Genomic DNA, 13,304 nt, shown 5'->3' on the forward strand with positions numbered 1-13,304 from the left:
TTTAGGGGTGTCTAGTACCAAAAACGCAATGAACTGGGCGAGTTATAAAGGAATGAAGTTTGACAATATAACCTTCAAAGCTGACACGGTTGGCACATCTTGCTACGGGACAAGAAATCAGTAATGTTAGTGCTAGCAGTAGTAGCTTTGATGGCATTAAATTAGGAGGGATTCGTTTAGATCTTGATGTGATTTGTGGCGTTAATAACTCTAGATGTAAGACTAATGAAAATGGTGACTTAACTACGGATATAAATGGTAATTATATATTTAAAGGTGATGATTCATATCAATCTTTACAAGCTGTTTTAGAAGCACCAGCATTCGCATCAAAATTATATGGAACAACAGGAGGACAGCAAGGATTAGGTGGGTTATTTTCTGGCGATCCATATCAAGTAGGTTCGGTAAGAGATAAGATTGTCGAGTATTTTGCTGGTATCCATGATCGAAATGGACAGGCTCTTTTTTATGATTCTCAAGGAAACACCAAAAGAAATAGAACAGAACATGAAATTGCTGTTACGGATACCGTAGCTGCGGTTGCAGTTGCTTATGTTGCTCCAGTTGTTATGTTCCAAGCCTTACCAATCGAAACTCTGAAGATGATTTTTGGAAATCGTTAGGAGCAAATATGAAACTATTTGTGTTAATCTCTATTTGTATTAGTTTGATTGCTGGATGCGTACATAGTGAGTTTGGATGGCGACCAATAATGCCTTATGGTGGACCATATATAGAAGAATATTCACATATTGCTAAATATCAATATTCCAAAACGATTAATCATACCGATACCCAAAAACGCTGGTCTGCAGCTGTTAGTTGTGGAGCAACGTATGGGGATTCATCTTTAAATAGCGTCCTGAAAGATAAAAATGAGCCTTATAATTCCAATTCATTCAAAGTTTTTAGAGCATGCATGAAGAAATATGGTTATATATATTTAGGTGATGGTAATGTGTGTGGATTAAAATACCCAAAGAAATTCGATAAAAGTTTATGCAATGAATAATAGTAGTTTTATTTTTGCATAGTCATGATTTTATTGGTGGGCAATTACCATTCTTCTATGACTCAGATGGTAATACTAGACGAGGTAAAGGTGCTGTCGCTAGCACAGGAGCTGAAGTAACAACTATTTTGGCTATACCATTAGCAACGCCATTTGCTGGGGCTGAATTACTAAGCCCTGAGTTATTTGAATTTATTTTAAGCCATTAAGGAGAGTTATATGAAATATATAATTGTGGGCTTATTAATAACTTTGCTGACAGGATGTGGCTGTTTTTCAGTAGTATCGTGTGTAACAAAAGATGATTTTTCCGATATGTCATATATTCAAGCATTTCAATATAAAAATACGGTAGGAAGAACCGATAAGTTTCTACGTAAGGAGGCTTTTTATAGTTGTGGAATTAGCAGAGAGGTGGATTTAGATAATCCTCATTGGCATATAGTTATTCAAATAAAGGGGAAAAGATTATCAAAACAGCAATGTTATGATAAATATCATTGGGTAGTCGATTCTTGCGAAGACTTAGAAGATAAAAAATTAAAAATGGAAAAATTAGAAACTTGTTTAAAATCTAAAGGTTACATTGAAATGAATTGCGGAACCAAAGCTAAACCAACGGGATATTGTAATTAGAAATCAATGGTTAAGTTCAGACTATATGTTTAACGCCCTGCGCCACGACCATAACTATGTCCCAAAACGCTTAGGTGACGGTTTTTATGAACAACGCTTATCAGCCGGATAATCGAGCCTCTTCCACAATTTAAATAATTAGGGCGGATTTAATCTCCGCCCTAACTTATCATGAACATTGAATTTTTAACTCAAACGCTGTAATAATTGCGTATAAATATTCACGCCTGTCAGCAGTTGGTTTTCATCAATATCAAATTCGGCTTCATGATGCCCTGCTGTTCTGTCTGCGCCTAAAATAAAGTAAATGGCTTTGCCGCCATGATCTTGTACGCGGCGACCAAGAATCGTGGCATCTTCACTCGCGTTAAAGGCGTATGTCGGCTGAACCTGTTTAATTTGTGGTTGTGCTGTCGCAATTTCTTCAATTAATTGAACCAATTCCGGGTCATTAATCATATCCACGGCCTCGCCCATAATTTCTGTTTCGTATTCCACATCAAAACTAACAGCGATACCTTTAGCTATTTGCATCACTTGATCAACCATATATTGATTAATCGCTTTATTTTCACCTCGCACTTCTAACTGAATAGTGGCTTGAGTAGGGATCACATTGCGCCCTTCCCCCGCTTTTAATACCCCCACATTAATGCGTGTCATACCTTCCCCATGACGAGATATGCCGTGTAGTTGTGTCACCGCATGAGCCGCGGCTAATAAAGCATTTCGTCCTAACTGCGGTGCAGCGCCTGCATGAGCAGGTTTACCTTTATACCGAATATCAATTTTAGTGGTTGAGAGAAAATTTTGCAGATTGGATATAACTGTCCCTGACATGGCACAAAAACTGATATGAGAGCTAGCAAAATAATCGACATCATCCACGATTCCACTTGCCGCAATAGCTGCTGCACCACGTACCCCTTCTTCTGCAGGTTGGAAAATAATTTTTACTTTCCCTGTTAATTTCTCTTTATTCCGGGCAATCCAAAGTGCGGTTCCCAAACCAATCGTAATATGCGTATCATGCCCACAGGCATGCATAAATCCCTCATTGATTGAGCTAAAACCAAACTTATTAGGAATATGATTAGGGTCTTTGGTTTCAGTCACATTAACACAATCAATATCGAAACGTAATGCAATGGTTTTTCCGGGTTTACCTGAATCAAAAATTGCCACACATCCTGTGTAGCCGTCCATTTTGTCTAACCACTTATCTTTCGCGCCATAGGCTTTGGCATTGGCTAACCCATTTTCCACTACCACAATTTGACGACCCCGAACAAACTCTTCGTTGATGATTTGTTTTCCCATTAGGATATCAAAACCCATTTCTTCAAGATAATCAGCAATACGGCTAGTTGTCCAAAATTCTGCCCAACCGATTTCGGGAAAACGATGAAACTCTCTTCGCCAATTGATTAGTTTTTCCAACGTAATACTCATTACAAACTCCTTGTAAAAAGACCGCACTTTGGCGGTCTTATTGAATTACAACATAAATAACGCGAGGTATAACACCGCTAAAATCATACCTGGTGCGGTACGTTTTACCATTTCAATCGGATTAACCATAGCTAATCCTGCGCAAACAATCGTTACGCCGGCAATCGGTGAAGCTGTTCGTCCGATTGCCCCTGCTATCGCTGCGCCCATACCTAAATTTACATGGGTATAGCCCAATTCAACAGCATGAGGGGTGACGGCTGAGTTAAAGGCAATCGCGGCAGCATCACCAGATCCAGTAATGACCCCCATTAAGAATGGACCAATGGTTGCCCCCCAACGAACAAATTCATTGGAATGTTTTAAGAAATCAATGGCAGAATCAATGGCTCCCGTTGATTTCAAGCCGGCTACAAATACACTGGCGGCAACAATAATTCCTAACACGTTCGCATAAGAATTCCCCATTCCATTGAAAAATTCTTCTGTAATTTTTACGGGTGAAATGCGAGTAACTAAAATACCGTAAATTGCCCCGATCAGCATGGCTTGTGGCACGCCCATTTTTGTCCATTCTAATCCTGGAGTTTGCTGCAATGATGTGCCACCGATAACCAAAATAATCAATGGGACTAAAGGTGCAAAGGCATATAACACATTTACTTTATGGAAAGTATTTTCAGAGGATTTATTTTCTGCCAAATAAACCTCACGATGTTCTTGACCATAGTCTTTAAAGGCTAATGCCAATAAGGTTAACACAACTGCACCAATGGCTCCTGCAATGGTGGTATAAGGTGCATGGGATAAGTTAACTTCGGTAATGGTCAACCCTGACATTTCACTAATCATAGCAGAATGAGAAGAACCAGGACTCATCATTGAACCAAAGGTACCGGCTAAAATAGCAGCCCCTGCCATAGCTGGGCGAACGCCTGAGCTTTTTAAGACAGGTATTAAGGTTGCGCCTACCGCTGCAGCACAGCCGGCAGCGGATGGAATAGCGATGTTAATAAAAAATGTAATAATGGTGGCGATAGGAATGAGAAAAAATTTTAAGCCACTTAAAGGTTTCGTCAGTAAATGCACTAGATGGGTATCACATTGCGTATATTTCATCACATAAGCAAACCCCATACTTGAACAGATTGCCATAATCAAGCCACCCGATGTCATGCTTTTGGCAAAGGCATCTAATGCGGCCATCGGATTTAGAGTTAAAATCGCCATGGATAAACCCACAGCAATTAATACTGTTCGTGTTTCATACTTTTTAATCAGTAAATAAATCGTGACTAAGATCCCTAAAATGGCAATGATTGATTTAAATTCAGCCATGGTTCCCTCCTAATAATTCAATATTGTACCTGCTTCGTGTTGAGTACATATCATCGCTTTCTCAAAAACTAAAATAGGTGATTGACCTAACACCGTTAGCTGATTGTTTTCAATATGCAAAGCTGTCCCTTCCGGTAAGGCATAAACAAGTGCGGTTGGATTGGCAATTAAAAATTCAGCCAAACGTTCTTCACGACTTTCACCGTTATGCCCTTGCATTTTACCCGAGATAAAATGAGGGTTGATTTGATAAGGAAATAGCTTTAATGCATCGAAAGATGGTGGATAAACAATCGGCATATCGTTAGTCGTCATGATTGATGCACTTGCCACATTCGCTCCTGCGCTCCAGCCAAAATAAGGCATTCCCGCATTCACTTTTTCTCGGATACATTCTATCAAATGATTTTCGTACATTTGTTTTAACAAGCAAAAAGTATTGCCACCACCAACGGCAACAACATCCGCTTGTTCAAGGATATCCGTATGTTTCTTCCCACGATGAACAGAAACAATCTCCACATTTAACTCTGCTAATGCGGCTTGAACTTTCCGTTCATATTCATCAAAAGATTGACGAACGCCTGCATAGGGAACAAATGCGACTTTTTTGTTTTGATAATCTGCTAGAAAGGTTTTGAGCCAAGGAATGGTATGCACTAAATAGCCTGTATCTTTATATTTTGAACCGCTCATCAGTAACATTTTTTTCATCGGTTATTCTCCAAAGTTTTCCATAACACGAAAGTATTATGTAACTAAACGAAGAAAGATCGAGTAATTTTTGTGAAATATTTGCGTTTTGTGATCCCAGTCACGTTATGACAAATAGGCTTTAAAAATGTCAATAAAAAAGGCTGGCAAATGCCAACCCTATTTACTAAATACTAAACCAAATAAAGTGCGGTGAAAATATGCAAGGTTTTGTCTTACACATCTAACCCCAATACTTTACGGCCGTTCACACTGGCGATATTCACCATTTCATCTAAATTCGGGAATCGACAACCTGCCGCCAATAAACTTAATTCTTGCCATAAGTCTCCTTCACAAAGTGGTACCATGTAATCACAGATATTATCAGTTCCAAGCGCAACAGTAATACCTTCAGGGATCATTTCATCGGCCGGAGTTAACGCGTTATGGAACGGCATTAACTCTTCTTTACGGTTACTATCAATCCACGCCATTGGACAGGCGATCATCATCATTTTTGCCTTACGCATTTTTTCGTATAAGGCATAACGGTAGTCTTTTGAATGCGCACCAATAGAAATACCATGAATTGCCACAACACGCCCTTCCATACCATGTTCAATGGTTTTATCGCAAAGTTGTTCTGTTTCTTTTTCTTTTGGTGTATTAAACTGGTCAACGTGAACATGACACATAATGCCTAAAGATTTGGCTTTATCTAACAAAATATCCATCGCTTCTAAACCACGACCATAATCGAGTTCATCGCGATACGGCAAACCACCAATGATATCCACCATTTCAGAACCAATATCAAACCATTTTTTTGCCGTCGGTTCGATAACGCCTTTTAAGGTTTGGTTGGCAAATTTTAGCGTAATATCATGTTTATAAACTTCACGAGCTTTATGTGCGGCAATAATAGCACGATCTTCACACACCGGATCAATATCTACAAATGTCCCAAATGCCGTTACCCCTTGCGAAATCATCAACTCAATGGCTTGGCAGAAACGCGCGTAATAGTCTTCTACCGTTGACGTACGTTTTACTTCATCCACCAAATCCCATTTTTGTTGCAAATTACTGTTGTGGTAAATGCTAATTTTTTCCGGGGTCATGGTAAAAGCGCGGTCGGCGTGTGCGTGCGCATTTACCCAACCACCTTTTTTGATAATTTCGTCTCTGATATAAGTTTTAAAACTACGAACGTGATTCTTCATATATTACTCCGTAAATGGTGAAATAGATGAGATTAGCGGATAGACAGTGGGACTATGAAAAAAGAATTGATTTAGATCCAGCTTACGAAAGCGCGCCGAACCTGAAATGTTATAAAAAATTCACAGATTTTTCATTAATAACATTGTCGTCTAGTCTCGGATACTGGGCGCGTAGTATAAACGCACACGCCTTATTTTTCAATAAAAGATCTACTTTGTTTAAACACATCTAAGAATAAACCAAGTGGCGGGCGACTGGATGAAACCTTTTCGTAAGCGCGGTCAAATTTTTGATAATTTCCTTTTTTATCAATATGATATTGGGTACCGTCTGATGTAATAATCGCAAACCAACGGTGATTCGCTGCCAACACCCAATCTCGAGTTTGGGTGAAATCAAATAAATTATCCCCTTGGCTATAATCAGAAGCAGGATTTTGTACCCAGAATAAATGATACATGAGGGCCGGTAAAATATCGGTATGGCTCGAAAGCTTATCATCAACCCCAATTCCTAATTCTTTCCATACAACAATCATCGGCACATGAAGTTCATCTGCACTAAAATTATTCACTACGTCTTTTTCATTCGTTTGGAATACATAGCCTTGTTCAGCGGTTATCACTACCGCAGTATTGGCTAATTGCCCATCTTGCGCAAGCATATCAAAAATGAAGCCGAGTTGATGATCCAGTCTCGCTAATTGTTCGTCATAGAAAGTTTGTTCATCGGCTAACGTAGTGGCTTTTTTTGCTCGAACAAGGCGACCTAAGTCTAAATTCAAATAGGCAAACCAAGGTTTTGATTTTTCACGTTGGGCATACCAATCTAGCCAATTTTTCACCGCACTTTCGTTATTAGGCACGGTTCGTTTAGCTTTCGGTAGCTTCATTGTGTGAAACAACGCTTGCTCAAAAATACTTTCTTTAAAGTTGGTTGCAGAAAACAAACCCAATTGGTAATCATCTTGTTTTAACTTCTCTATCAACACAGAAGGCGTTTTATGATTAAGTAAGCTATCTGTATAGTTCGCATTCAAACCATAAAAAATCCCGGCTAAACCTGCATTATTTGTCGTACCCGTGCTGTAATGCTGAGTAAATTGCATACTATTTTGCGCAAACTGTTCCAACTTAGGCATGTTTACCACAGCATCAGCACGTAAACCTGAAATAGTAATGATCAATAAATTTGCTTTATGTTCTGTTGGTGCCTGATAAGTTAACGTTTGTTTTGGATAATCAATCGCAGGGGTATCAGGCCGCCCTTCATGATCCACACGATTTTCATACTCCGTTTTATCTAAAAAACCATGCTTTTCAAGGAAAGTGCGTGCCGTCATTGGATAGGACAAAGGAAAGTTCGATTTTTGCATGGTAATGGGACGATAAATATAAGCATCCGCCCAAGCATAAATAAGATGTGTTGCCACAAACAAACAGGTTAATACAATCCCCACACCACGGAACCACTTCTGACGTTCGAGACTGCGCAAGCGATACCATGCCCAACGAGAAAAGAGCATCTGCATCAATAACATCAAAGGCATTGGCGTAAAGAAAATCTGCCAATCTCTGGATAATTCCCCATTCTCAGGATTAACGAGTAAATTCCATACAACTGAAGATAAATGCAAATTAAACCGTGCAAAAACTTCCGTATCGACCAATAACAAGGTGGTAGAAATCGTCGCAATAATCACAGAAATACCGCGGAAGGTTCGCTCGTTCTTGATGATAAAACTGAGTGGAAATAAAACTAAAAGATACAGAGAAAAGCTGACAAAACTAAAATGCCCAAACAGACTAACAAAGAAATAAAGTTTACCAAATAGCGTATCAGGCCAGTCAATAATAAAGGCATAACGCGAACCAATAAGAATTGCCCAAATAATATTAAAAAAAGCAAACCAATGCCCCCACGAAATCTTCATCGAAGTTTGTTCGCGGTATTGCATTCCAAAAGTTTGTTTGCCATTTTTAAACCAAAACATCATTCAGCTCGCTTAAATTTTATTTTACCGAATTCATTAAAGCATCAGAAAAAGCTTGTGCCAAGGCTTGCTGTTGATTTTTTCCCACACTTGAGGTTAATAAATTAGTCACCATATTGCCCAAAACCACCAAGGATAAATCCACAGGTGCTTGATGTTTTTCTAAAACCGCAATCATATCGCTTAAAATTGCATCTACTTGTTTATCTTGAAATTTTGAATTTGTTGCCATTTTTTACAGCCCGTTAAGATTAATTTCGCGATCCTACCACATTTTATCTAAAAGTGCGGTTATAATGACGCAGATTTTTTCAAATTTATTTATTCGGACAAAAAAATGAGCATTACAGTCAACCAAATTGTTTTACATCAACTCATTAAGCAAACCACAGAAGAAGGCAATATTCAACTCAATACTCAGCTTAGGGAATCCTTATTACCCATTACCCCTGAAGTGGAACAATTAACCCTTGAATTACACCAAGCTTATCAAACCAAAGCAAAGGGCTATGGCATTTTTAAAGAGCAATCAGTATTTGCCCAATCCCTTAATCGCTTGCTTGAACAAGAAACAGATTTCCTTCCTTTCAGCCATGACAGTGCCAAATTATTGGCTTCAGAACTGAGTAAATATGCCTTTGCTGAAAGCGGAACCTTTGTTCTTTGTCAATACAATTTTTTAGCCACGGATTACTTATTTATTGCACTATTAGATAGCCGCATTAGTATGTTAGTGGATGATAATTTAGAAATTCATCGTACTCAGTATTTAAATATCAATCAATTTGATATTGCTGCACGTATTAATCTCACCGAAATGCGCATTAATGCGAATTCAAACCGCTACTTAACCTTTATTAAAGGACGTGTGGGGCGCAAAATTGGCGACTTTTTTATGGATTTTATGGGTGCAGACGAAGGATTAAACCCACAAGTCCAGAACCAATGTTTGTTACAAGCCGTGAGTGACTATTGCGATCAAGGTGAATTAAGTCAAGAGCAAACGCAAGCGGTAAAAAAACAAGTGTTTGAATATTGCAAAGGACAAATGAATACAGGTGATGATATCGCATTACGGGAACTTTCTGCCGAATTACCGACTCTTAATGAACGTCCATTTATTGAGTTTGCAACAGAACAAGATTACGGACTAGAAGAAACCATCCCTCCGGTACGCTCTGCCTTGAAAACATTAACTAAATTTTCAGGCTCAGGCAAAGGAGTTACCATTAGTTTTGATGCGGAACTCATTAACCAACGCATTATTTGGGATGAAGCCTCGGACACCTTAACCATTAAAGGATTGCCGGCCAATTTACGCGATCAATTACAACGCAATTTAAAAGACAATTAATTTGGCAATTCCGCAAAGTTTAGGTATTATTTGCTCAATTTTTCAAACAAGGTTTTATATTATGAAAATGAAATCAATTTTAACCGCACTTTTCGTTGCCTTCGCGCTATCTGCTTGTTCCAGCGTAGAAAAAATCGTATATCGTATTGATGTACCACAGGGCAATTACCTTGAAGAAGCGAACGTAAAACAATTACAAGTAGGGATGACTAAGCCACAAGTACAATACTTATTAGGTACACCTGTACTACAAGATCCATTTAGTACCAGCACTTGGTACTACGTTTTCCTACAACAAAAAGGCTATGAATCTCCTGAACAACACACGTTAATTGTTAACTTCGACCACAGTGGTCGCGTCGTCAATGTTGATTTAGACAAACCGTTGCCTGATGCAAATAAAGAAGTGTTAAACAATGTAATCATCGAAGCACCTTCAACAGGTAAAGCGAGCTGGTGGCAATTCTGGAAATAAACTAAAAAGGAATTTCAATGATGTCAAAAATTTTGTTGGTCGATGACGATATTGAAATCTCAGAACTACTATCAGAACTTTTAAGACTGGAAGGGTTTGAAGTAGATGTTGCCCATGATGGGCTAGAAGCATTAGATATGCTCAATAGTCAGCATAATATTGTGTTACTCGATATCAATATGCCAAAACTAAATGGTATTGAGACATTAAAACGCATTCGTCAAAATTATACTTTACCTATATTAATGTTGACGGCTCGCGGTGATGATATTGATCGTATTATCGGGCTTGAATTAGGGGCAGATGACTATTTGCCCAAACCTTTTAATGATCGTGAATTAATTGCACGAATCAAAGCCATTCTGCGCCGCACAGAATCTCATCCTCTCTCCGATGATAAAAAGGCATCCAACGATGAACATATCATCAAATTTGAAAATCTTGAGCTACATACAGGGTTGCAACAAGCAAGCTACAATGGTCAAGATTTGGCGTTGACAGGTTCTGAATTTGCTTTACTGTTACGTTTAATTCAAACGCCCGGCAAAATATTATCTCGTGAGACGTTGAACCTTGAAGCCTTGGGCAAAGAACTCATGCCATTTGACCGTACAATTGATATGCACATGTCTAATTTACGGAAGAAATTGCCTGCACGTGAAAATGATCAATCATGGTTCAAAACCCTACGTGGTCGCGGTTATATTTTATTAGTGGATTAACAACAGATAAAAGTGCGGTCATATCACCGTACTTTTTTATTAAAAAATGATGAAATTTCTAAAAGCACCTTCTTATATTAACACCCTATCATTCCAAATCTTTGCTTCATTTTGGGTTATCTTTTTAATCTTGCTCTCTATTGTATTTTTTATTCCTAAGTTAGATACTCGTAATTATTCAGAATTAACCGGTGAGGAGCTACTTAACTACCAACAACAAATTGTCACAGCCATTCGTGAAAATCAGCTCACAAGATTACTCATATCTAAAAATCACCCTTTACCGCTAGAGCAAGTCAAAGAGATCCACCCTTTTTTATTAAATTTAGAAACAAAACAGCTTATAGGTGTTTTAGAAGATGAAATGGAACTTGCAAGACAATTTATCCTTACTGCGACTGATCCCGCAAAACCCCTTGTACGAACACTAGACAATACAAAAATAGCCGGGCCTTTTACCATTCATCTCTCATCCATTGAAGATGAGAATAAAGAAGAACCTTACGCCTTATTCTTTGCTCAAAAGGTCGATCCACAACGAGACTTGGTTAACCAAGTTTTTGACCGTCCCGGATTGTTATTGATTTTTATTATGATACTGTCTTTTCCATTGCTATTATGGCAAACCCTACGTATCTCAGGCCCGCTCAAAAAATTAAACCTCGCCGCAAAATCGGTATCATTAGGTAATTTCACAGTAACTCCTGATTTAGAAACACATGGGGTGTCAGAATTTCGTCGTGTAGGCAAAACATTTAATCAAATGATAGAAGCGATTGATGGTTTATTAAAGACCCACCAAATGCTACTTTCATCCGTATCTCATGAATTACGAACACCGCTCACTCGATTACAACTTGCCACGGCATTATTACGCCGCCGTGTAGGTGAAAGTAGTGAAATTACACGGATTGAAACAGAAATTACTCGTTTGGATTTAATGATTGATGATTTGCTCAAGTTTTCTCGCAACCAAGTTAATATTCACTCTAAACGTAATATTTTCCCTTTAGAAGAACTATGGGAAGATGTTATTTTAGATGCCGCATTTGAAGCGGAACAAAATCATCTTCAATTTCATTTTATACAAAACATTAAAAATCCCGAACGTTATGATTTGCTCGGAAATAAACAATCTCTGACGAGTGCCTTAGAAAATCTCCTGCGCAATGCATTAAAATATACACACAGCACCATTTCCGCCCAAATTCAACTGCTAGGCAATAATGTCTGTATCCATGTTGATGATGACGGTGCCGGTCTCAAAGAAGAAGAGTATAAAAAAATCTTTAAACCATTCTATCGTGTTGATGAAGAACGCACCAAAACAAAAGCTGGTACAGGGCTTGGACTAGCGATTGTAGAAAACAGTGTTCTTCAGCATTACGGTAAAATCTGGGCAGAAAAAAGCCCATTAGGAGGCCTAAGAGTCACCGTAATCCTACCGTTATATACGGGGGGGGTAGCGGTCATTAAATGAGCAATAAAAAGGACTTTTGGGGTTATAAATCATCAATATTTACAGAGATAAAATCCCCATTTGCCTTGCGCTCTCGTACTAAATTCACTAATTCCGTATTTTCAGCTAACTCCTGAAAATATTCTAAGCGCTCAGGTGTAATGTCATCACAAATTTGTTCGTTGTGATTTATGCCGGTATCCATTGCAGATCCAATCATACTACGCGCGCGTACTATATATTCTAATGCACGCATCAATTCAGATTTATCACCATCTTTTAACACTTCAGCTAAATAAGCTTGAATCATTTTTTCACTATCTAAATATTCCGCTATATCAAAGTTTTTTATTTTATTCATAGTTAATCTCCATTTTCTAATGATTTTTATCCGCAAGTTGAAACTGTTGTTTCTTATTATTTGGCTTTATTTTAAAAATTTCTGTTTGTGTTAGTGTTTTTTTAGTCATCATTTAAGCCTTATATATTAGCTCAAAAAAGATCACTCTAAAAAATACCCCAAAGAAAAAAAACGTTTTTTTCTGCCTGTAGTGATCATTTAGTGATCTTTTTTCACGAGACAGAAAGATGCTAAAAAGACAAAACACGCCTAAAAAGACGAAATTTTATTTATTAATCAATGAATTAAGAAAACAGATAGACAGGAAACACGCAAAGGATTTAAAATATGGCGGTGAGAGGGGGATTCGAACCCCCGATGCAGTTTCCCACATACACGCTTTCCAGGCGTGCTCCTTCAACCACTCGGACATCTCACCATTTTGAATGAACTTCTTAAAATCTAGTGATAAATAATTTATCAACGCAAGAAGTGGGCGGAATTATAAGAATTTACTGCGCGCTCGTCCAGTCTTTTTTAGATTTTATTGCGCAAACCTATGACATTTTCGCAAAATTAAGCGTAAAATAACCGCACTTT

The 13,304-nt window shown here is 38.2% G+C and carries 15 protein-coding genes and 1 tRNA gene; 8 read left to right on the forward strand and 8 right to left on the reverse strand.

What is annotated here, in order from left to right; all coding sequences use genetic code 11:
* The first annotated feature begins 89 nt into the window (after positions 1-89).
* From Q0O89_RS01610 to Q0O89_RS01625, 4 genes are read left to right on the forward strand one after another with little or no spacing between them, the layout of a single operon-like run.
* Positions 90-626, forward strand: a complete 537-nt coding sequence (locus tag Q0O89_RS01610; RefSeq protein ID WP_293730050.1) for a hypothetical protein — start codon at positions 90-92, stop codon at positions 624-626.
* Between the two features lie 8 nt (positions 627-634).
* Positions 635-1,015: a hypothetical protein gene (locus Q0O89_RS01615; protein ID WP_293730051.1), complete on the forward strand. Its 381-nt coding sequence runs from the start codon at positions 635-637 to the stop codon at positions 1,013-1,015.
* Positions 1,016-1,029: 14 nt separating this feature from the next.
* Complete coding sequence (locus Q0O89_RS01620; protein WP_293730052.1) at positions 1,030-1,224, forward strand: hypothetical protein; 195 nt, start codon at positions 1,030-1,032, stop codon at positions 1,222-1,224.
* Between the two features lie 10 nt (positions 1,225-1,234).
* Entirely contained in the window at positions 1,235-1,651 is a 417-nt protein-coding gene (locus tag Q0O89_RS01625; protein ID WP_293730053.1) for a hypothetical protein, read from the forward strand.
* Between the two features lie 186 nt (positions 1,652-1,837).
* On the opposite strand, the gene Q0O89_RS01630 is transcribed toward Q0O89_RS01625, so the two are convergent.
* The 6 genes from Q0O89_RS01630 to Q0O89_RS01655 form a co-directional block, all read right to left on the reverse strand.
* Complete coding sequence (locus tag Q0O89_RS01630) at positions 1,838-3,103, reverse strand: M20 family metallo-hydrolase (RefSeq protein WP_293730054.1); 1,266 nt, start codon at positions 3,101-3,103, stop codon at positions 1,838-1,840.
* A 45-nt stretch (positions 3,104-3,148) separates the two neighbouring features.
* Positions 3,149-4,441: a C4-dicarboxylate transporter DcuC gene (gene dcuC / locus Q0O89_RS01635; protein WP_273397916.1), complete on the reverse strand. Its 1,293-nt coding sequence runs from the start codon at positions 4,439-4,441 to the stop codon at positions 3,149-3,151.
* Between the two features lie 9 nt (positions 4,442-4,450).
* Positions 4,451-5,155 carry a dipeptidase PepE gene (pepE, locus tag Q0O89_RS01640; protein WP_293730055.1) on the reverse strand — a complete coding sequence of 235 codons (705 nt, stop codon included), beginning with the start codon at positions 5,153-5,155 and terminating at the stop codon, positions 4,451-4,453.
* A gap of 215 nt (positions 5,156-5,370) precedes the next feature.
* Positions 5,371-6,360 carry an amidohydrolase family protein gene (locus Q0O89_RS01645; RefSeq protein WP_273397922.1) on the reverse strand — a complete coding sequence of 330 codons (990 nt, stop codon included), beginning with the start codon at positions 6,358-6,360 and terminating at the stop codon, positions 5,371-5,373.
* A gap of 191 nt (positions 6,361-6,551) precedes the next feature.
* Positions 6,552-8,354, reverse strand: coding sequence for a DUF3413 domain-containing protein (locus Q0O89_RS01650; RefSeq protein WP_293730141.1), 1,803 nt, complete (start codon positions 8,352-8,354; stop codon positions 6,552-6,554).
* Between the two features lie 19 nt (positions 8,355-8,373).
* Positions 8,374-8,586: a YejL family protein gene (locus Q0O89_RS01655; RefSeq protein WP_293730056.1), complete on the reverse strand. Its 213-nt coding sequence runs from the start codon at positions 8,584-8,586 to the stop codon at positions 8,374-8,376.
* A gap of 105 nt (positions 8,587-8,691) precedes the next feature.
* Between Q0O89_RS01655 and yejK the strand changes: the two genes are divergently transcribed.
* The 4 genes from yejK (at position 8,692) to cpxA (ending at position 12,385) form a co-directional block, all read left to right on the forward strand.
* The gene (gene yejK, locus Q0O89_RS01660; RefSeq protein WP_293730057.1) at positions 8,692-9,708 is read left to right on the forward strand and encodes a nucleoid-associated protein YejK; all 1,017 of its coding nucleotides are present in this window, start codon (positions 8,692-8,694) and stop codon (positions 9,706-9,708) included.
* A gap of 61 nt (positions 9,709-9,769) precedes the next feature.
* On the forward strand, positions 9,770-10,183 hold the full coding sequence (gene bamE / locus Q0O89_RS01665; RefSeq protein WP_293730058.1) for an outer membrane protein assembly factor BamE: 414 nt from the start codon (positions 9,770-9,772) through the stop codon (positions 10,181-10,183).
* A 20-nt stretch (positions 10,184-10,203) separates the two neighbouring features.
* Positions 10,204-10,905, forward strand: coding sequence for a response regulator (locus Q0O89_RS01670; RefSeq protein ID WP_293730142.1), 702 nt, complete (start codon positions 10,204-10,206; stop codon positions 10,903-10,905).
* Positions 10,906-10,954: 49 nt separating this feature from the next.
* Positions 10,955-12,385: an envelope stress sensor histidine kinase CpxA gene (cpxA, locus tag Q0O89_RS01675; protein ID WP_293730059.1), complete on the forward strand. Its 1,431-nt coding sequence runs from the start codon at positions 10,955-10,957 to the stop codon at positions 12,383-12,385.
* Between the two features lie 22 nt (positions 12,386-12,407).
* Here cpxA and Q0O89_RS01680 read toward each other — a convergent pair whose 3' ends face one another.
* Both Q0O89_RS01680 and Q0O89_RS01685 read right to left on the reverse strand, forming a co-directional pair.
* On the reverse strand, positions 12,408-12,725 hold the full coding sequence (locus Q0O89_RS01680) for a transcriptional regulator (protein ID WP_293730060.1): 318 nt from the start codon (positions 12,723-12,725) through the stop codon (positions 12,408-12,410).
* Between the two features lie 328 nt (positions 12,726-13,053).
* Positions 13,054-13,143 (reverse strand) — tRNA-Ser (locus Q0O89_RS01685).
* Positions 13,144-13,304 lie beyond the last annotated feature (161 nt).

This window comes from uncultured Actinobacillus sp., assembly GCF_945915845.1.
Lineage (GTDB): Bacteria > Pseudomonadota > Gammaproteobacteria > Enterobacterales > Pasteurellaceae > Exercitatus.

Coding starts and splice junctions, on each gene's coding strand:
- cpxA (WP_293730059.1), top strand. CDS start 10,955: ATGAAATTTCTAAAAGCACCTTCTTATATTAACACCCTATCATTCCAA.
- Q0O89_RS01615 (WP_293730051.1), top strand. CDS start 635: ATGAAACTATTTGTGTTAATCTCTATTTGTATTAGTTTGATTGCTGGA.
- Q0O89_RS01630 (WP_293730054.1), bottom strand. CDS start 3,103: ATGAGTATTACGTTGGAAAAACTAATCAATTGGCGAAGAGAGTTTCAT.
- dcuC (WP_273397916.1), bottom strand. CDS start 4,441: ATGGCTGAATTTAAATCAATCATTGCCATTTTAGGGATCTTAGTCACG.
- bamE (WP_293730058.1), top strand. CDS start 9,770: ATGAAAATGAAATCAATTTTAACCGCACTTTTCGTTGCCTTCGCGCTA.
- Q0O89_RS01625 (WP_293730053.1), top strand. CDS start 1,235: ATGAAATATATAATTGTGGGCTTATTAATAACTTTGCTGACAGGATGT.
- Q0O89_RS01670 (WP_293730142.1), top strand. CDS start 10,204: ATGTCAAAAATTTTGTTGGTCGATGACGATATTGAAATCTCAGAACTA.
- pepE (WP_293730055.1), bottom strand. CDS start 5,155: ATGAAAAAAATGTTACTGATGAGCGGTTCAAAATATAAAGATACAGGC.
- Q0O89_RS01655 (WP_293730056.1), bottom strand. CDS start 8,586: ATGGCAACAAATTCAAAATTTCAAGATAAACAAGTAGATGCAATTTTA.
- Q0O89_RS01680 (WP_293730060.1), bottom strand. CDS start 12,725: ATGAATAAAATAAAAAACTTTGATATAGCGGAATATTTAGATAGTGAA.
- yejK (WP_293730057.1), top strand. CDS start 8,692: ATGAGCATTACAGTCAACCAAATTGTTTTACATCAACTCATTAAGCAA.
- Q0O89_RS01650 (WP_293730141.1), bottom strand. CDS start 8,354: ATGTTTTGGTTTAAAAATGGCAAACAAACTTTTGGAATGCAATACCGC.
- Q0O89_RS01645 (WP_273397922.1), bottom strand. CDS start 6,360: ATGAAGAATCACGTTCGTAGTTTTAAAACTTATATCAGAGACGAAATT.